The organism is Chryseobacterium sp. 22532 (assembly GCF_052044665.1).
Classification (GTDB): Bacteria; Bacteroidota; Bacteroidia; order Flavobacteriales; family Weeksellaceae; genus Chryseobacterium; species Chryseobacterium lathyri.
Genome location: NZ_JBQENJ010000003.1, coordinates 176,888 through 195,482 on the forward strand (window position 1 = coordinate 176,888; position 18,595 = coordinate 195,482).

Annotated in this window: 22 protein-coding genes and 1 riboswitch; of the genes, 10 read left to right on the forward strand and 12 right to left on the reverse strand. The window is 37.1% G+C overall.

The genetic code is table 11. The features are described 5' to 3' along the window. Nucleotides 1-112: 112 nt before the first annotated feature. Complete coding sequence (locus tag ACTJIV_RS08700; RefSeq protein WP_440626877.1) at nucleotides 113-1,630, reverse strand: NAD(P)H-hydrate dehydratase; 1,518 nt, start codon at nucleotides 1,628-1,630, stop codon at nucleotides 113-115. 222 nt (nucleotides 1,631-1,852) lie between these two features. Between ACTJIV_RS08700 and mscL the strand changes: the two genes are divergently transcribed. Continuing rightward, nucleotides 1,853-2,293: a large conductance mechanosensitive channel protein MscL gene (mscL, locus tag ACTJIV_RS08705; protein ID WP_111957737.1), complete on the forward strand. Its 441-nt coding sequence runs from the start codon at nucleotides 1,853-1,855 to the stop codon at nucleotides 2,291-2,293. Between the two features lie 52 nt (nucleotides 2,294-2,345). Here the strand turns inward: mscL and ACTJIV_RS08710 are convergent, their stop codons facing one another. From ACTJIV_RS08710 to ACTJIV_RS08720, 3 genes are all read right to left on the reverse strand, one after another. After that, the gene (locus tag ACTJIV_RS08710; protein WP_111957739.1) at nucleotides 2,346-3,305 is read right to left on the reverse strand and encodes an NAD(P)-dependent oxidoreductase; all 960 of its coding nucleotides are present in this window, start codon (nucleotides 3,303-3,305) and stop codon (nucleotides 2,346-2,348) included. A 99-nt stretch (nucleotides 3,306-3,404) separates the two neighbouring features. Next, nucleotides 3,405-3,809, reverse strand: coding sequence for an LNS2 domain-containing protein (locus tag ACTJIV_RS08715; protein ID WP_111957741.1), 405 nt, complete (start codon nucleotides 3,807-3,809; stop codon nucleotides 3,405-3,407). A gap of 191 nt (nucleotides 3,810-4,000) precedes the next feature. Further along, nucleotides 4,001-4,417, reverse strand: a complete 417-nt coding sequence (locus ACTJIV_RS08720) for a carboxymuconolactone decarboxylase family protein (protein ID WP_111957914.1) — start codon at nucleotides 4,415-4,417, stop codon at nucleotides 4,001-4,003. 111 nt (nucleotides 4,418-4,528) lie between these two features. On the opposite strand from ACTJIV_RS08720, the gene ACTJIV_RS08725 reads away from it, so the two are divergent. The 4 genes from ACTJIV_RS08725 (at nucleotide 4,529) to gcvT (ending at nucleotide 7,632) form a co-directional block, all read left to right on the forward strand. Beyond that, entirely contained in the window at nucleotides 4,529-5,374 is an 846-nt protein-coding gene (locus tag ACTJIV_RS08725) for an AraC family transcriptional regulator (RefSeq protein WP_440626879.1), read from the forward strand. Nucleotides 5,375-5,562: 188 nt separating this feature from the next. Then, on the forward strand, nucleotides 5,563-6,072 hold the full coding sequence (gene idi / locus ACTJIV_RS08730) for an isopentenyl-diphosphate Delta-isomerase (RefSeq protein WP_223558766.1): 510 nt from the start codon (nucleotides 5,563-5,565) through the stop codon (nucleotides 6,070-6,072). A 3-nt stretch (nucleotides 6,073-6,075) separates the two neighbouring features. Further along, nucleotides 6,076-6,546 (forward strand): hypothetical protein, encoded by a 471-nt coding sequence (locus ACTJIV_RS08735; protein WP_336379906.1) that lies wholly within the window; start codon nucleotides 6,076-6,078, stop codon nucleotides 6,544-6,546. A 9-nt stretch (nucleotides 6,547-6,555) separates the two neighbouring features. After that, a complete protein-coding gene (gene gcvT / locus ACTJIV_RS08740; protein ID WP_440626882.1) occupies nucleotides 6,556-7,632 on the forward strand; it encodes a glycine cleavage system aminomethyltransferase GcvT in 1,077 nt (358 codons plus the stop codon). Between the two features lie 59 nt (nucleotides 7,633-7,691). Here gcvT and ACTJIV_RS08745 read toward each other — a convergent pair whose 3' ends face one another. Further along, nucleotides 7,692-7,874, reverse strand: a complete 183-nt coding sequence (locus tag ACTJIV_RS08745) for a hypothetical protein (RefSeq protein WP_223558763.1) — start codon at nucleotides 7,872-7,874, stop codon at nucleotides 7,692-7,694. Between the two features lie 208 nt (nucleotides 7,875-8,082). Next, nucleotides 8,083-8,439 (reverse strand): arsenate reductase family protein, encoded by a 357-nt coding sequence (locus ACTJIV_RS08750; RefSeq protein ID WP_440626884.1) that lies wholly within the window; start codon nucleotides 8,437-8,439, stop codon nucleotides 8,083-8,085. 122 nt (nucleotides 8,440-8,561) lie between these two features. Here ACTJIV_RS08750 and ACTJIV_RS08755 point away from each other — a divergent pair, with 122 nt between their 5' ends. From ACTJIV_RS08755 to ACTJIV_RS08775, 5 genes are all read left to right on the forward strand, one after another. After that, a complete protein-coding gene (locus tag ACTJIV_RS08755) occupies nucleotides 8,562-9,029 on the forward strand; it encodes an acyl-CoA thioesterase (protein ID WP_111957755.1) in 468 nt (155 codons plus the stop codon). Between the two features lie 2 nt (nucleotides 9,030-9,031). After that, nucleotides 9,032-9,895 (forward strand): sugar phosphate isomerase/epimerase family protein, encoded by an 864-nt coding sequence (locus ACTJIV_RS08760; RefSeq protein ID WP_440626887.1) that lies wholly within the window; start codon nucleotides 9,032-9,034, stop codon nucleotides 9,893-9,895. A gap of 18 nt (nucleotides 9,896-9,913) precedes the next feature. Continuing rightward, nucleotides 9,914-9,981: riboswitch (Fluoride riboswitch) on the forward strand. A 31-nt stretch (nucleotides 9,982-10,012) separates the two neighbouring features. Further along, nucleotides 10,013-11,317: a voltage-gated chloride channel family protein gene (locus tag ACTJIV_RS08765; RefSeq protein WP_440626889.1), complete on the forward strand. Its 1,305-nt coding sequence runs from the start codon at nucleotides 10,013-10,015 to the stop codon at nucleotides 11,315-11,317. A 134-nt stretch (nucleotides 11,318-11,451) separates the two neighbouring features. Continuing rightward, complete coding sequence (locus ACTJIV_RS08770; protein WP_440626891.1) at nucleotides 11,452-12,330, forward strand: LysR family transcriptional regulator; 879 nt, start codon at nucleotides 11,452-11,454, stop codon at nucleotides 12,328-12,330. Between the two features lie 409 nt (nucleotides 12,331-12,739). Beyond that, a complete protein-coding gene (locus ACTJIV_RS08775; RefSeq protein WP_440626893.1) occupies nucleotides 12,740-13,675 on the forward strand; it encodes a YeiH family protein in 936 nt (311 codons plus the stop codon). 292 nt (nucleotides 13,676-13,967) lie between these two features. Here ACTJIV_RS08775 and ACTJIV_RS08780 read toward each other — a convergent pair whose 3' ends face one another. The 6 genes from ACTJIV_RS08780 to ACTJIV_RS08805 all read right to left on the reverse strand — a co-directional run bounded on the left by ACTJIV_RS08780 (nucleotide 13,968) and on the right by ACTJIV_RS08805 (nucleotide 18,476). After that, entirely contained in the window at nucleotides 13,968-14,138 is a 171-nt protein-coding gene (locus ACTJIV_RS08780) for a hypothetical protein (RefSeq protein ID WP_167409428.1), read from the reverse strand. A 303-nt stretch (nucleotides 14,139-14,441) separates the two neighbouring features. After that, complete coding sequence (locus tag ACTJIV_RS08785; RefSeq protein WP_440626895.1) at nucleotides 14,442-14,627, reverse strand: hypothetical protein; 186 nt, start codon at nucleotides 14,625-14,627, stop codon at nucleotides 14,442-14,444. A 144-nt stretch (nucleotides 14,628-14,771) separates the two neighbouring features. After that, nucleotides 14,772-16,013, reverse strand: a complete 1,242-nt coding sequence (locus ACTJIV_RS08790) for an MFS transporter (RefSeq protein ID WP_440626897.1) — start codon at nucleotides 16,011-16,013, stop codon at nucleotides 14,772-14,774. Between the two features lie 73 nt (nucleotides 16,014-16,086). After that, nucleotides 16,087-17,658: a ribonuclease Y gene (gene rny / locus ACTJIV_RS08795; protein WP_440626899.1), complete on the reverse strand. Its 1,572-nt coding sequence runs from the start codon at nucleotides 17,656-17,658 to the stop codon at nucleotides 16,087-16,089. A 228-nt stretch (nucleotides 17,659-17,886) separates the two neighbouring features. Beyond that, complete coding sequence (locus ACTJIV_RS08800) at nucleotides 17,887-18,174, reverse strand: cell division protein ZapA (protein ID WP_111957769.1); 288 nt, start codon at nucleotides 18,172-18,174, stop codon at nucleotides 17,887-17,889. Beyond that, entirely contained in the window at nucleotides 18,174-18,476 is a 303-nt protein-coding gene (locus ACTJIV_RS08805) for a hypothetical protein (protein ID WP_111957771.1), read from the reverse strand. The genes ACTJIV_RS08800 and ACTJIV_RS08805 overlap by 1 nt, the downstream gene beginning before the upstream one ends. Between the last annotated feature and the right edge of the window lie 119 nt (nucleotides 18,477-18,595).

Consider the following 18,595-nt stretch of genomic DNA (forward strand, 5'->3'; position numbering starts at 1 on the left):
ATAAAATATGAAGGGCAAATTTGCAGATAAGCGAATTTGCCCTTTTTTTTAAACTTTTAAGTAACTGCTTTACGCAATTTAGAAGACTCTAAAGTAAAACCGTCCCTATTTATTATAGTCTGATCCTGTTTATCCTGTTCAATTCCTCGAAAACATCTCCGAATGTATTGATCACGTCTGTAGGTAACATAGATTCTTTGGAATATTTTTCAGCAGCCAAGTCGGCGGCTCTTCCATGAAGCCAGACTCCTAAAATGCATGCATCTTCCCCGGAATATCCCTGAGCAAGCAGTGAAGCCAGAATACCGGTAAGAATATCCCCGCTACCACCTTTGGCAAGTCCTGCATTACCGTTGATATTATAGAAAACATTTCCTTGGGGAGTAACAACTTGGGTATGATGATCTTTCAATACAATATAAATATTGAGTTCTTTAGCTTTTTCACGGGCAAGTTTCAGTCTTTCAAAAGAGTTTTGTGTGCTCCCGAATAACCTTTCAAATTCTTTTGGATGTGGCGTTATGAGAGATTTTTGAGGGATCAGCTTCAGGCTTTTATAATCTTTTGAAATAACGTTCAGTGCGTCTGCATCTAAAACCAAAGATTCATTATATCCTTTTAAAAATTTCAGCAGGCCTTTTTCCGTCTTTTCATGTGTTCCCAGGCCAGGCCCGATTGCATAAACGGTATCATTTTCATGTTTGAAATCTTCTATCTGCTCATTCCCGCCTTCTATAAACATGGCTTCAGGACATGAGACCTGCAGAATTTCGTATCCGCATTTTGGCGCAAGGGTAAAGGTAAGTCCGGCCCCGGTCTTTAGGGCAGATCTTGTGGCCAGCACTGCAGCGCCTATTTTTCCGTAACTCCCCCCTACAATTGTTACTTTTCCATAAGTTCCTTTATGGGAAAAATCTTCTCTGGGTTTAAACATTCTATTGATAAGCTTTTCATCAATAACAAGATCTTCAGCAACTTCTGATTCTGAATATTCCGGATGCAATCCTATATCCAAAATGATTACTTTTCCTGCATACTTACCTGTTTCAGGATGAAGAAAGCTTTTTTTCCAGCATTGGAAACTTAACGTATAGTCAGCTTTAAATATAACTACATCTTTTTCACAAATACGATCAGTGGGCAGTCCTGAAGGAATATCAACGGAAATCTTGATACAGTCTTTCTGGTTTAGCATCTCAACTGTCTCTTTGCTCATACCCTCCAAAGGCCGCGATAATCCTGTACCAAACAAGGCATCAATAATAACAGTTCTGTCATCGAAGTTATATTGAACAATTTCTTTGAATTCTCTGACAGAGATTCCGGAAAAGTCCCTCAGCCTTTTTAGATTCACCGAAGCATCATCAGAAAATTTTCCTTTAGGGTTTTGTACGAAAACATCTGCATCAAAGCCTTTCATATAGAGTATTCTTGCCAGTGCCAGTCCATCGCCACCGTTATTGCCATTGCCACAGAATATGGCCATTTTTTTGTGATTTTTACAGTTTTCAGAGATCCAGCCGGCTAATGCTTCAGCAGCTCTTTCCATAAGCTGTATGGACGAAACAGGTTCATTCAAGATCGTAAACCGGTCCCATTGACGTATTTGTTCTGCAGTAAAAACTTTCATAAGATGGTGCAAAATTTTAACCAAATTACAAAAGATTTCTTTTACAGTTTACAGTAATTATTACAAAATAAAAATATTAATCAAAATAACGAATTCACTAAAAAAGTCAATTAATCCTAGTCCGTAATTCAATAATTATGGCGCAAAAAACTCTAAAAAGTACTGTTTTTTACGTTTTTTAATTCTATTTTTGTGTGTATACTAATTAAAAAAATATAAATTATGGGATTTGTTAAAGAATTTAAAGAGTTTGCCATCAAGGGCAATGCTTTTGATCTGGCCGTTGGGGTAATCATTGGAGGAGCATTCGGAAAAATTGTAACGAGTGTTGTGGATGACCTTATTATGCCTTTGGTAGGAGCAGTAATAGGTAAGCCGGATTTCAGCAGTTTATACCTTGTGCTTTCTGATCCTAATAATGGTGTAAAGCCAGGTATGGTATTAGAAAATGCAAAAAAAGTAGACGGAGCGAGTATTTTTGCCTATGGAAATTTCCTGACAGTAGGTATTAATTTCTTACTTCTTGCCCTGGTTGTTTTCATTATGGTAAGAATGATTAACAAAATGAAAAAGACTGAAGCTGAAGCTCCTGCCGCACCTACTGCAGATCAACAATTACTGACTGAAATCAGAGACCTTTTAAAAAGCAAAAACAATATATAAAGAACAAAAGCACCTCAAACCGAGGTGCTTTTCATTTTATTGGGTTCACATATTACTGAATCTGTAAAATGCTTGAAATCTGTTCCGCCAGAGAAAGCCCGATCCTGTCCTGAGCTTCCAAAGTAGAAGCGCCGGTGTGTGGAGTCAGAGAGATTTTCGAATGGTTCAGTATTTCTTTAGATGGTGTAGGTTCATTGATGAAAACATCCAACCCTGCAAATTTTACTTTCCCCGAATCCAATGCAGCAATTAAAGCCGATTCGTCAATAACACCGCCTCTTGAGCAATTTACAATGGCAACACCGTTTTTCATAATATCAAACTCATTTTTTCCGATCATATATCCCTCTTTCTGAGCCGGTACGTGCAAGGTAATGAAGTCTGAATGTTTCAGAACATCCTGAAGCGGTTCAGTTTCTATATCTACATTAATGAACTGGTTGTTGTAGAATTTCACTTTTATGCTTGCTTTTCCTACATTGTTATCTGCTGCAATCACTCTCATGCCAAGTCCCAGGGCAATTCTGGCAACCTCCTGTCCTATTCTTCCCATTCCAATGATCCCGATGGTCTTTCCTCTTAATTCGATACCTGCAGTATATGCTTTTTTAAGACTTGCAAATTCTGTATCTCCTACTAAAGGCATTTTTCTGTTGGAATCCTGAAGGAACCTCGCTCCGGAAAATAAATGGGCAAAAACAAGCTCAGCAACCGATTCTGAAGAAGCAGAAGGGGTATTGATTACATGAATTCCTTTTTCTCTTGCATAATCCACATCGATATTATCCATTCCTACACCTCCTCTACCGATAATCTCAATAGATGGGCATCCGTCAATAATATCTTTTCTTACCTGTGTGGCACTCCTTACCAACAGGGCACGGATCTTATGCTCATTAATGTAATCCACCAAAAACTCCTGCGGGACTTTTGCAGTGATCACTTCAAAACCTTTCTCAGCCAGAGCATCAATTCCAGATTGATCCAGACCGTCGTTTGCTAAAACTTTCATAAATACAATTGATATTAAAAGTGAAGAGATTTAAAAATTAAAGAATTTCAGTGTGTACACTTTTTATCATTCAATTTTTAAATCTCTGTATATGTTTTCTTAATCTTCTTTGAAAACTTCAATGGTAACCTGCTTTTCTACAAGGTCTGTGAATCTGCCTTTATATCTTGTAGCTCTTACCAGGTGGTTATCTATCCAGTGGTAATTTCCTCCTCTTGGTTTTCCGCAGAGTACACTGTGGTACTTGAAGCCATTCTTATCCAGCCAGTCGATGGTGATCTGTTTCAGGTTTTCCGTTCTTGAAGTGAAAAAACAAATCTGATGTCCCTCGTCATACCATTTGTTGATGGTTTCAAGTGCATCAGGATAAGGTTCGCAGGTAACCATTCTTTCAGGTTCTTCATTCGGGACATCATCTGTAATGGTACCGTCGATATCTATTAAGTAATTTTTTACCCCGTCCTTCAAAATAGGACTTATATGCTCTTTATATTCTAACTCCATCATTAAAATTTGAAATGCAAAGTTACGGCTTTTACCTCGAAGCTCAATATCAAATTTGGTATATATTGAAAATACACTGTAAAAAATGCTATTTAATGAATAAAATTAACAATACTTTGTCATTAATCTAGCTGTAGTTAATTTTATTCTGTTTTTAATGTTAAGATAACCTGAAATGAAAAATGACATGCTTAAAACTTATCTCCCAGACTAATCCGCAAACGGTTCAAAGCGTTCATTAAGGAAATGCTGGAAGTGAGTTCCACAATCTCTTTTTCAGAGAACTCTTTTTTTAATTCTTCAAGTAAGACCTCCATGTCTTCGGTCAGGCCTGTCACAGCATCCGCCCATCTTAGTACCAAAACCTGCTTCGGACTAAATGAAACAGAATGTTTGTACCCCGGTATTTTATCTATTAAAGATAATTCCATTCCCATTTCTCTTAATTCATTAGCATGAAAACTGCAGCAATAGGAACATCCGTTCAACTGGGATATTCTTAATTCAGCCAAGGCAATGAGTGTATTGTCCATTTCTGAAGTTCTAATGCTTGAGTGAGCCTGATACAGATAGCCTACCGTTTTTTTTGAAATCTCTTTATAATCCATTTTTTTTTTTGACAAAGTTAGAAGTACAGCTGCTTCTGAAAGAGTATAAAAATTGGATAAATAAGTAAAAATAAAAGATCTAATTTTGCCGTATCAAGCCTGGCAGAAAGCATGGACCATATTCAAGAACTTATTGAAATCGAAACAGCCGAACTTACTGAGTGGAAAGACAGATTCCGCAAAAACAGTTTTTTCGAACTGGTATTTATCCTGGAGGGGAAAGGAACTCAAAGTATAGAATACCAAACTAAAGCCTATGAAAAAAATGATTTTTTCCTTTTGCCCCACTCTAAATGCCATGCTTACAAAATTTCGGAGCCTACTACTTTTTTCTTTATCCGGTTTACGGAACATTATTTCAAAAACCTTAAAAACACCTCTATAGATTATTTACAATGGTACAGTAAGCTTAATTATATTATTGGATTTTATGATTTCAATACGGGTCTCTATTTCAATGACGAAAAAGACAAACGCCAGGTAAAGAGGTTATTTGAAATCATACAGCTCGAAAAAGAACAGAGATCGGAGTATTCGGAAACCTTAATTGCCAATACATTAGTATCCATATTAACCATAATAAGTTCAAAATTAACGGCATCCCATCATGTATACAAAAAAAGTGATGATAAATTTGCAGACATCATTCAGCATATCAATCAGAATATTATTGATGAAAAAAAATTATCGGTTGTCTATCTTTCAGAGAAGTTTAACATTTCTAAAAAGTATTTCAGCGAATATTTTAAAAGAAATGCCCATAAACCATTAAAGGAATATATTCAGAAAACAAAGCTTCAGATAGCGGTCAACAGAATACAATATACGGAGGCACCTTTCCAGGAAATTGCATGGAGCCTTGGGTTTACGGACAGCAGTCATTTAAACAAATCTCTGAAAAAACATTTTGGGGTTACTTCATCTGTTTTAAGAAAAGAAAAAATTTTGATAAGATAAGAAAGCCAGCGACAATTATTGAAATCTGAGAAAACAACTTCCTCCCGCTCTCTCTTTCAGAGCAATTCTTCATTATTTTTAGCCTGAAATCAGGTTGTGGATATTCTCACCTTTGCTCCTCGCCGTATATCATATGATGTTTATCCAAAAATTTTCAAAATACATTTATTAGGCTTACATTTGTAGAAATGGAAGAATTTGTAGTTTTAGTAAATCCCGAAGATGAAGTTCTGGGCCTTATGGAAAAGCAGCAGGCTCACATCAACGGTCTTCTGCACCGTGCATTTTCTGTGTTTTTGTTCAACAGCAAAGGCGAAATGCTCCTTCAAAAAAGGGCACCGGGAAAATACCATTCTCCCAAACAGTGGACTAATGCAGTATGCTCTCATCCAAGAGAAAATGAAACCTATCTTGAAGCTGCCAAACGCAGATTAAAAGAAGAACTCGGAATCGAAACGGAGCTTTCGGAAAAATTCAATTTTATCTATAAAGCAGATGTAGGAGGCGGACTTTGGGAACATGAACTAGACCATGTATTTGTAGGAAATTATGAAGCTGATTTCAATTTAAACCAGGACGAAGTGGAAGAAGTAAGATTTATTTCCATGGAAAATCTTGATAAAGAAATAATGAAAGCTCCTGAAAATTTCACAGAATGGTTCAAAATCATCCTTGAAGAATATAAACACCATTTTTAACTGATGAAAAAAATAGCACTCGTATCCGCTTTTTTATCGGCAAGTCTGTTTTTTGCCCAAAAAGCAAAAGTGTATGACAGTCCCGGCTATACGATTAATGTTCCTGAAGGCTGGAAATCTATCAATGACAACGATATTGTCAATATTTTCCCTGACAATGAGATCGGAGCCATTACCATCTCAGAATACCACGACCTGAATCTTCCGAAAGCAGAAATGAAAAAATTCATCCTGGCTCTTTATAAATCTGAAGATCCGGAAAGCAAAATAAAGGAAAGCAAAGGCAGAAAAGGATACACAGAATATTCTTACGAGTATTTTGACGAAAAAGACAAACTTTTCTGGATCACCAGGGCTTTCCAGAAGGAAAAGAATCTGTACCTGGTTTCCATCAACTGTGGCCAGAAATTCTGGAACGGAAATTATATGAACCTTTTTAACGAAACTTTCAACAGCTTTAAAATAAAGAAATAAAAATTAAACATGAAGAAAACAGCCTTATACGATAAACACGTTTCTTTGGGCGCTAAAATCGTACCTTTTGCAGGTTTTGAAATGCCTGTACAATATTCTGGTGTAACGGAAGAACATTTTGCCGTAAGAGAAAAAGCAGGATTGTTTGACGTTTCACACATGGGACAGTTTTTTATTGAGGGACCTCGATCTAAAGACCTTTTACAGTTTGTTACGACAAACAATGTAGATGCCCTGGAAAACGGAAAAGCTCAATATTCTTGCCTTCCTAATGAAAATGGAGGAATCGTGGACGATCTTATTGTTTACAAAATGGAAGACGACAAATATTTTGTGGTGGTAAACGCGTCGAATATTGAGAAGGACTGGAATCATATATCAAAATACAACACTTTTGGGGCTAAAATGACTAATGCATCTGATGAGATGTCATTATTAGCTGTTCAGGGTCCTAGAGCTACGGAAATCTTACAGAAGCTTACAGAAACCAATCTTTCTGAGATCCCTTACTACAGCTTTACAGTAGGAAGCGTTGACGGAGTAAGCAATGTGATCATTTCAAACACGGGATATACAGGAAGCGGAGGTTTTGAGATCTACTTCAACAATGAAAATGCTGAACAGCTTTGGGATGCGATCATCAATGCAGGTGAAGCGGAAGGTATTATTCCTGCCGGACTTGCTGCAAGAGATACTTTAAGACTGGAAAAAGGGTTCTGCCTTTACGGGAATGATATTGATGATACTACTTCTCCTATTGAAGCAGGATTAGGATGGATCACAAAATTCGATAAGGATTTTGTTTCTAAAGATACATTTGCAAAACAAAAGGAAGAAGGTGTTACAAGGAAATTAGTAGGTTTTGAGCTTCAGGATAAAGGGGTTCCAAGACATGATTACCCTGTAGTAGATGCTGAAGGAAACGTGATTGGAAAGGTAACATCAGGAACACAGTCACCAATGAAAAAAATCGGTCTGGGTCTGGCTTATGTAGACAAGCCTCACTTCAAACTGGGTTCTGAGATCTTTATCCAGGTAAGAAATAAGAACATTCCTGCAAAAGTAGTGAAAGCTCCTTTTGTATAATTGTTCAAAAAAACATAAAAAAATAGGCTGTAAGTGAATTACAGCCTATTTTTTTGTACTTAGTAACAGATACAGCAGAGTATTCTGTCCGGAGTACAGGCATCACCTACTCCCGGTGTATTGGAGATAACACCACCAGCCGGTCCACACAACGTATAACAGTTGACAACAGGCCTGATTCCTCCGTTAATTTTTTTTAATGCTGATCTGTTAAGATTCTTTGTTTGTAAAAAGTTTTTCATGATACTATTTTTTGGTTAATATAAATATAAGTATTTAATAATTAAACCATTGTAAATAAATCACAAAATATAGATAAAAGAATTTAAAATAAAATGCTTCGACTCCGCTCAGCATGACAATGTGAAAAAGACAGATAGTATTCGAAATGTCACGCTGAGCGGAGTCGAAGCATTTTTGATCTTAAAAACCGTATTTTAATCAAGAAAATTATTCCACAACACCAAAGAATTCTCTTAAAGCCTCAACATTTTTCTTGTCATTTCCTACAAAAATTTCATTGTCGGTAAGAAAAACGGGACGCTTCAAAAATGTATAATGGTCAAGCAATAAGTCTTTGAAGTCTTTTTCTTCAAGAGATTTTGCATCCAGGCCTCTTAGTTTGATCTGTGTGGATTTCTTACTGAACAAGGCTTCGTAAGATTTTGTTTTTTTATACATAGCAGCCAGTTCTTCTTTGGTAGCCGGTTCTTTTTTGATTTCACGGAGTTCCCAGTCTTTAAGATCGAACTGTGCTAAAATTTTTCTGCATGTATCACATGTATTGAGATAAAATACTTTCTTCATTGTTACTTTTAAATCTGTTATGGGGTTAAATTTCCTTCTTCATTGAAGTTTTACCTTCCAAAAGTAGGATTTAATCTAAAATTCTGGAAATTATTAAATAACTTTATTCAAATTTTATAAAGATGCAGAACAAGCCTATTACTTTTCAGTTTATTTCAGAACCTTCGGATGTGAATTATGGAGGAAATGTACATGGAGGAAGCGTTATGAAATGGATTGATCAGGCAGGTTATGCCTGCGCCACAACATGGAGCGGAAATTACTCCGTAACGGTTTATGTGGGCGGGATCCGTTTCTATGAGCCTATCAAGATCGGGGAAGTGGTCAAAGTTGACGCACAGGTTATTTATACCGGAAAATCGAGCATGCATATTTCCATCAATGTTTTCTCAAGGAACTTAAAACAGCCTACGTTTGATAAGAAGACGCACTGTATTATTGTTTTTGTGGCAGTAGATGAAAACGGTAAAAAGCTTCCTGTCCCGGCATGGGTTCCTGAAACGGAAGAGGAAAAACAGCAGGAAGAGTATGCAAAACGCCTGATGAACCTTAGAACTCAGATTGAGGATGAAATGAAACCTTTTTTATAACTATGCAAAGAAAAGATTTCATTACACTTTCGTCATTAGGGTTTCTGGGCTTATATTCCTGTGGAATTTCCAAAATTAACAGTAAAAAACCGTTAGCTATTCAGCTTTATACCATCCGGGACGCTGTTTCGGATAATCTTGAAAAAGCATTGGAAAAACTTGTTGCTTTAGGTTTTACAGAACTGGAAATTTATGGATACAATGGGACATTCTTTGGAAAAAGCAGAACTGAGTTTCAGACTATTCTTAAACAAACCGGCTTAAAAGTCATCAGTTCGCACCATACTACTGGAATTATCCATAAAGACGGGGGAACCTTATTGTACAGCTGGGAGAAAGCTGTGGAGGATCTGCATTTTATTGATGCCGAATATATGGTATGCTCTTATCTTTTCCCCGAAGAAAGAACTGTTGAAAACTATAAAAAGCTTCCTGAGTTATTTGAAAAATGTGGCGAAGCAACCCAAAAAGCAGGAATTCAGTTTGCTTATCATAACCATGATTTTGAATTTGAAAAACTGGAAGGTGATAAAAGTGTGTATGATTTTATTCTGGAAAACACTTCTTCAGACCTGGTTAAAATGGAAATGGATTTATACTGGATTTCAAAGGCCGGACTTGATCCGCTGGTTTATTTTGAAAAATATCCCGGTCGTTTTCCCCTATGGCATGTGAAAGACATGAAAGCCGGTACAAAAGATTTTACAGAAATAGGAAACGGGCTTATTGATTTCAAAAAGATTTTCAGTGCGAAAGAAAAAGCAGGCTTGAAACATTGGTTCCTTGAACAGGATTCCAGCGACAAAGATATTTTCGAAAGCATCCGGATAAGCAAAAAGTATATTCTTGAAAATAACTTTTTTTGAAATAATACTTATATTTGCATAACAAAAGGAAATGGTGCTCTTCCTTACCCAACCGCTTTACAGAAGCTGATGACGCCTGATTAAGAGATTATTAACCAATAACTGATCAGGATAATTATGTCAAAATCACAAACAAAACTACATAGAAAAGTAATTTTTAATATTCAATACTTTTTCAGACGGTATCCTGCCTTGCCCTATATTTCAAAATGGCTTTGCATCAGTATTATTATTGGTGCTTTAGTGGGAACGGCTTCTGCTGGATTTTTGCAGTCTCTGGAATGGGCAACCAACTTCAGGGAAAATCACATCTGGCTCATTGCCCTGCTTCCAGTTGCCGGTCTTCTTATTGGCCTCCTTTATTATTACTACGGCAAGGATGTAGAAGCAGGAAACAATTTGCTGATTGGCAATATTCATGATCCGAAAGAGATTATTCCGTTTAAAATGGCTCCTTTTGTATATCTGGGAACCATGGTTACGCATTTCTTCGGGGGTTCTGCCGGCCGGGAAGGAACTGCCCTTCAGATGGCGGGAGCTATGGCAGACCAGCTCAGTAAACCTTTTAAGCTTGACAAAAGTGAACGAAAAATTCTTCTCATTGCCGCAATTGCAGCAGGTTTCGGGTCTATTTTCGGAACCCCTTTGGCTGGTGCAGTTTTCGGGCTTGAAGTTTTCCTGATCGGAAGAATACGGTATAACGCTATTTTCCCGGCTTTTGCATCAGCAATTCTTGCAGACCTGGTTACCAATCTTTGGAATGTAAAGCATACTCATTATCATATAGATCTCATTCCGAAACTGGAATTCTTACCTGTTTTGTACAGTATTTTAGCCGGAATTGCCTTCGGGATCTGTTCTGCAGGCTTTAGCAGAATCCTCCATTGGGCGGGTTCCTTTTTTAAATCTAAGATCAAATATCCGCCATTCCGTCCTGTAGTTGGGGGAATTATTGTTGCTCTGGCTGTCTTTACCATGGGAACCACAAAATATATCGGATTAGGAATCCCTGTCATTGTTGAATCTTTCGAAAAACCGCTTCCGTTCTATGATTTTGCTTTAAAAATGATCTTTACTATTGTTACCCTTTCAGCAGGGTTTAAAGGTGGTGAAGTAACTCCTTTATTTTTTATCGGTGCAACTCTCGGAAGTGCTCTCTCTCTGTTTATTCCATTACCTTTTGGTCTTCTGGCCGGAATGGGTTTTGTCGCTGTGTTCGCTGGAGCAACCAATACTCCACTGGCCTCTATGCTGATGGGAATCGAGCTATTCGGAGCAGAAAGCGGTGTTTATATAGCTATTGCCTGTGTTGTTTCTTATCTGTTTTCCGGGCACCACAGTATTTATACAAAGCAGAAAATCGGAGAAGCAAAGAACAGACGGTATGAAAGCGACCGGGACAGGTATATTTCAGATTTATGAAAAGTTTGGGAGTTTTAGCGTAAACGTGTTAGAGGGTTTGCTTCTATTAAAAGTTCTCAGCAAAACACTCAAACTCTCAACCTTAAAACCCCGCATAATTTTACTAAGTTTGTTATTACAAGTTCATAATAAAAATGTTTGACTACAGATTAAAAGTTTTTCATACAGCCGCATCCAGACTAAGTTTTACTAAAGCTTCTGAGGAACTTCATATTTCACAGCCGGCCGTTACCAAGCATATCAAGGAAATTGAAAGTCAGATGGGCACCAAACTGTTTGACAGGAAAGGAACTTCGGTACAGCTTACCCAAAGTGGAAAAATTTTATATGAATATGCAGAAAAGATCCGGAATATGTATCGTGATCTGGAATTTGAAATCAGTCAAATCAATGAACAACATAAGGGAAAACTGATTATTGGAGCCAGCACCAGCGTTGCACAGTATGTTTTACCTGAAATACTGGCCAAATTCAACTCTTATTATAAGGATATTAAGATTGAACTGATTGCTCATAATACGGAGATTATTTCTGAACTTCTGAAGGAAGGAAAGATCGACCTGGGAATTATCGAAGGGGAATCCCAGTCATCCTTTTTTGATTATAAAATTTTTAAGGCTGATGAAATTGTTCTCACAGTAAAAACAGAACATCCATGGGCCCATAAAACCTTAAGTTTGAAAGAGCTTTATGATCTGAATCTGATCTTCCGGGAACAGGGCTCCGGCACCCAGGAATTCATCCAAAACCGCTTAAAGGAAAAAGGAATCAACATCGAAAAGCTGAATATCGTCATGCAGCTGGGAAGCAGTGAGAGCATCAAGAATTACCTTTTACACTCAGATTGTATGGCATTCCTCTCCATCAGCACTATTTTGAATGAATTAAAGAACAATAGCCTGACTATTGTTGATATTAAAAACTTCAGCATTGAGAGGAATTTTCATTTCATTCTTCCGAAAGGGGATCAGTCTGAAATGATTAAGCTTTTTCTGAGATTTGTAAGGAGTTAGGGAGCAGATGGCAGGTTTTAGGGATTAGAGATTGCAGTTTAAACTATGGTCTTTTATTTGGATTTAGACGGGATAGATATCAAAGATTAATTTTGCTTCGCAAGTGAGTGGTGAAATTTATGTTTGTAGAAAAGAATTAAGAGCCAAGAACCAAGAATCAAGATGCTAGATATCAGATGTATCAGATGTATCAGATGATAACTTGTTAACTTAACTACCAAGAACCAGCAACCAGCAACTGACAACACTTCTCAACTCATTTACTCTAAAAACTCTAGGACTCACAACCCTATTACTCTCAAACTCTCTCATTTAAAACATAACTAAAAGTTATCCACTATAATAAAATACGATTTATTTTGTAATACTATATTCCGGAATTTTGGAGTCTGATTTCAAAACTTATTTTATGAAAGACTTTTTCCAAAATGAAAGAATACGAAAAGCTGTTTTTATTCTGCTTGCCGTTATATGCCTTACTCCACTAATTTCTTCTCCCATAGCTCTGGCCTTAGGCTTTGGTATTGCTATTTTTATAGGGAATCCGTTTGAGCAGCATCTGCACAAATACATTCATCTGCTTCTTCAGATTTCCATTGTTGGACTGGGTTTCGGACTTAAGCTGGATGAAGCGCTTCAGGCAGGAAAAACAGGATTCTTTTTGACGGTTGTGAGCATTCTCACGGTGATGATTCTTGGATATGTTCTGGGAAAAGCATTCAAGCTTGAGAAAAAACTTTCCTACCTGATCTCTGCAGGAACAGCCATTTGTGGCGGAAGTGCCATTGCAGCTGTTTCTCCTATCATAAAGCCCAGCACAAAAGAAATTTCTTTGGGACTTGCCATTATTTTTACATTGAATTCAGTGGCTTTATTTATTTATCCTGCAATTGGGCATCTGCTGCAACTTTCGCAGGAACAGTTCGGACTCTGGTGCGCCATAGGGATCCATGATACCAGCTCTGTGGTAGGAGCCGCCGGAAAGTATGGAAATGAAGCTTTAAAAATCGCGACAACGGTAAAGCTGGCACGTGCTTTATGGATCATCCCGGTTTCAGTAATTACGATGTTTATTTTTAAAAACAAAGAATCAAAGGTAAAAATACCGTGGTTTATAGGCTGGTTCATTCTTGCTATACTATTGAATACTTATTTTCCGGTTTTTGATCTTTTCAGTGGTTCTGTAACTGCTGTGGCAAAATCTGGACTGAATCTTACTTTATTCTTTATCGGTTCTACTCTGTCGATCCGGACTTTAAAAACAATAGGGATTAAGCCGTTGGCTACAGCTGTTATCTTATGGATTGTTATAAGTGTGGGAAGCTTGCTTTACATTATCAGCTGATTTTTTTAGTTCTTTTTTGGGTTTATTATTTTTAACCACGGATTTCACAGATGTTTATGAGTATTATTAAGCGTGAAAAACTTTAATATCTTAACTGATAGAAATTGTTGTAGTTTTTCCGTTTTGAAACAAATGCATAAAAGTTCAGAGTGGAACTTTCACTAAAATTAATTGTTTCTGAGTCATATTCACCTAATTTTTAAATAACAAAAACCTTTTGGAAGGTCCAAAAGGCTTTTGCGTATTAAATGTGGAAATGTTTATTTCTTACTGAAATAAGTCTTAAACTGGCTTAATCAAGACAGTTATAAACCTGCGGGCATCCTATATACTGTACACAGTACCAAGGCCCGGTTACAGAACCTGAGCAGCTGCATCCGCAAAGTGATAAATCAGGGTTTCCACTGATTCCTCCAATAATGTTCTTTAGATCTGCTTTTTTTAATTTCTTAGCATTTTTCATAGTGTCGAATGATTTGATTTGGGATTAAACGATATAGTTTAGTTACTTTCCAAAGTTAAACAAATATTAATTATTCGCAACATAATTTAATTAAAATTTTAATAATGCGTTGATTTCATTAGTTTTATTACGTTATAAGCGGAATAATACCGGTTACCATTTATTAAACAATTTATTATCCGGTTCTTTCAACCTGCCATAAAACTGTTCAAGAGAATGACAACAGAACTTTTGTTTTGGGAATTCTTAAACGTTATAAATAAAACCTTTCAATTGCTCGAAAGGTTTTACTGAAATGTTTTATTAACAGGTGATTACCTGCAGACATTTTTTATACTTTACACAATAAGACGGACCTGTCACTGCACCTGTACAGCTACAGCCACATTGTGAAAGATCCGGAGTGATTACTCCACCAACTCCGCCCATAATGTTTTTAAGGTCATCTTTTCTTAACTTTTTTGCTTTTTTAAAAATTTCGTGTGACATGATGTTTGATTTTAATTAAACAATAGAATTAAATTCCTTTACTTTCAAAAGTAAACAATTAATGATTATTTAAAACACAATAAAATGTTAATTTATTTATTTCATTGCACTTAAAAAAAGACAATTTTTGTTAAAACTGTTATATTATTCAATAAATTCCAGGTCTTTATCATGCGTTTCTGATATGGTCAGCGAGGAATAAAAAGCCAGTCCGAATACAAAAATTCCTACAATTGCAGCACTTATAATGACAGTAAAATTATTTTTCAGCAGATCAAATGCCAAGATCATTACGGGCACCAGACCTCTTACCATATTGGGAACAGTAGTGGTTGCCGTATTCCTGATATTGGTCCCGAACTGTTCTGCGGCAAGGGTCACAAACATAGCCCAATATCCCGTACCCAGCCCCAGCCAGACACAGAACATATAGTATTTTGTTTCTGTATTGGTATTTCCAAACAACATGATCGCCACTCCTATTATGGTAAACAACAGCATATAAAAAATAGCCATTTTCCGGGATTTCAATGCATGGGAAATAAAACCGCTCATCAGATCACCAACAGAAATACCTACATAGGCCCACATAATGGCTTTTCCCGGGTTCAGATCCTTTATTCCTAATTCAGGGGCAAACTGATTGGCTAAAACTGCCAGAATGCCTATACAATACCATGTAGGCAGACCTACTGCTATGCATTTGAGATATCTGGTCAAACGCTCTTTATTGGTAAAGAAGGAAAGAAAATTTCCTTTGGAGACGCTTTTATGCTCTATATTTTTATAAATTCCTGACTCTGAAACACTTACTCTTAAAATCAACAACATGATGCCCATAATTCCGCCAATAATGTATGAAATATTCCATCCTCCGGCCAGTTCTACAGTAAGCTGAGCCACTACAGCTCCCATTAATCCGAAACCGGCTACTACTGAAGTCCCTATCGCCCGCAGACTCTTTGGCAGGCTTTCAGAAACCAGGGTAATTCCGGCTCCAAGCTCTCCTGCCAGCCCTATTCCCGCAATAAATCTTAAACCCGCATATTGGTATACCAGATGCTCTTTGGGAAAATAAGGCAAAAATCCACATGCGATATTGGCAAGAGAGTATACTAAGATAGACCCGAAAAGTACAGACAGTCTTCCTTTTTTATCTCCAAAAATTCCCCAGAAAACCCCACCGATAAGAAGTCCTACCATCTGGCAGTTCAGTATAAAGGTTCCGTCGGCATCGGGATTCAGGCCTAAAGCTTTTAAACTCGGAATTCTTACGATACCGAATAACAGCAAATCATAGATATCTACAAAATAGCCTAAGGCTGAAATAATAACGGGGATTGAAAAGATGTACTTCAATTTTGAAGACAGAGACAGTTCTTGCATTTTTAAGTTTTGATAAAAATAAAAAACCTTTCAATCTCTTGAAAGGTTTTTATTAAATATCTTGATCCTGCTATTATCTTGCAATATTCACAGCTCTTGTTTCTCTGATTACCGTTACTTTTACCTGTCCCGGATACGTCAGTTCATTCTGGATCTTTTCAGAGATGTCATAAGATAGCTGATTGGCTACTTCATCACTTACTTTTCCGCTTTCTACCATTACTCTCAGTTCTCTACCAGCCTGGATCGCGTAAGCGCTTGATACGCCATCGAAGCTAAGTGCTGCAGATTCAAGATCTTTCAGTCTCTGAATATAAGATTCAAGTACCTGTCTTCTTGCTCCCGGTCTTGCTCCTGAGATGGCATCGGCCACCTGGATGATCGGTGATAACAGTGACTTCATTTCAATTTCGTCGTGGTGAGCTCCGATTGCGTTAACCACTTCTGCATTTTCACCATATTTTTCAGCCCACTGCATTCCTAATAAAGCGTGAGGAAGTTCAGACTCCTGCTCAGGCACTTTACCAATATCGTGTAAAAGACCTGCTCTTTTGGCTAATTTTACGTTTAATCCTAATTCTGCAGCCATTGTTGCAGCAATATTTGCTACTTCTCTTGAGTGCTGTAAAAGGTTTTGTCCGTAAGAAGAACGGTATTTCATTCTACCTACAATCTTGATCAGTTCCGGGTGCAATCCATGGATTCCAAGATCAATGATTGTTCTTTTTCCTACTTCAATAATTTCTTCTTCGATCTGCTTTCTTGTCTTTTCTACTACTTCTTCGATTCTTGCCGGGTGAATTCTTCCATCCGTTACCAATCTGTGAAGGGACAGTCTTGCAATTTCTCTTCTTACCGGGTCAAAGCATGAAAGAAGAATAGCTTCCGGAGTATCATCAACGATAATTTCAACCCCCGTCACAGCTTCTAAGGCACGGATGTTTCTACCTTCTCTACCAATGATTCTTCCTTTTACTTCATCTGATTCAATATTGAAAACTGATACTGAATTTTCGATTGCCTGCTCGGTTCCGATTCTCTGGATCGTCTGGATAACAATTTTTCTGGCTTCGTTCTTAGCATTTAATTGTGCTTCTTCCATGATGCCCTGAACGTGTGCCTGAGCTCTTGTTTTAGCTTCTGCCTTCATGGTTTCCACCAATTCTGCTTTAGCTTCTTCTGCCGTATAATTGGCGATTTTTTCAAGAATCTCTACTTTCTTAGTAGTAGCCACATCCAGTTCCTGCTGTTTTCTGTCTAAGATCTCATTTTTCTTAGCGTAATCTGCAATTTGCTTGTCCAGGTCCTTTTCAAGTTTTCCGGTCTTGCTAAGCTCATCATTAAGCTTGTGCTCCTTGTCTTTAATTCTCTTTTCAATCTCCTGCATTTTTTTCTCGCGGGATTGGATATCCGCATCATGCTGGGATTTCAGTTCCAAAAATTTTTCTTTGGCCTGTAGATTCTTTTCTTTCTTTATGGATTCAGCTTGAACATTTGCTTTTTCTATAAGGTTTTCGGCATTTTTCTTTGCATCATCTACAATAAATTTTGCTTTGGTATTCAGCGAGCTCTTAGAGAAAAGAATCCCTATCACTGCTCCTACAACTAAGCAAATAACGCCTACTATAATGGTGGCTGTTGTCATAATATATATTGAGTTTTAATTGTCTTACACTTATTAAATAAAAAAAACCTACAACAATTCAGGGATTGAGAGTAAACTCCTAATCAACACGATTTGAACTGATTTCCTCTGTCTGTAATCCGGGAGACCCGGCACGCCATTCAGCGGACATTTGCTCGGTAATTGTTTAGCGTTGAGTTTACCTTAAATGTGTTAGAATTATTGTAGGCAGTCTGATGGGAAAAAAATCTATTTCCCAATTTCATTCAACGACTGATTAATCTGCACTAATCTTTCGTTGGTAGAATTTATATTTTTTTCGTAGTTAAGAGAAACTACTTCAGCGTTGGTTCCCAGTTTCAGGGCACACATAGCCAAAGCATCCTGTTTATCTCTTACATCGAAGTTCTGTTCAAAATCTTTAATCATACTTTCAATCTGCTTTCCTACTTTACGCAGAGTTTCTTCCTCTGCGGCCGGTACGTTCAGCGGATACACCCTTCCTGCAATGTTGATGGTTATTCTTCTTACATCCATTATAATCCACTGTTTTGAAGCTGCGCAATACAGAAATCAATTTCTTTTACCAATCTGTTGATATGGTTTTTCATTAATCTGTTGTGTTCAGGATTTCCTGATATTGCTGAATAAAGTTTTATATTTTTTTGTTCTTCTGCTAATACCTGATTTCTTCTTCTTTCCTCATCATATTTCGTTTTCAGCTCTTCATGCTCAACAGTTAATTCAGATAGTCTTTCAGTAAGATTTTTATAGTTCTTTTGTAAAAGCAAAATCTTTTTCTCTAATTCTGAAAAATTATTTTCTAAATCTTGAAGCATTTCAGGTTTTCTATATTCTAACTAATAGCAAAAGTAAAAAAATAATAACAGTAACAAAAATAAAAGTCTCTATATTTTGATTGGACACGAAAAAAAGGAGATGCACCAGCACCTCCTTT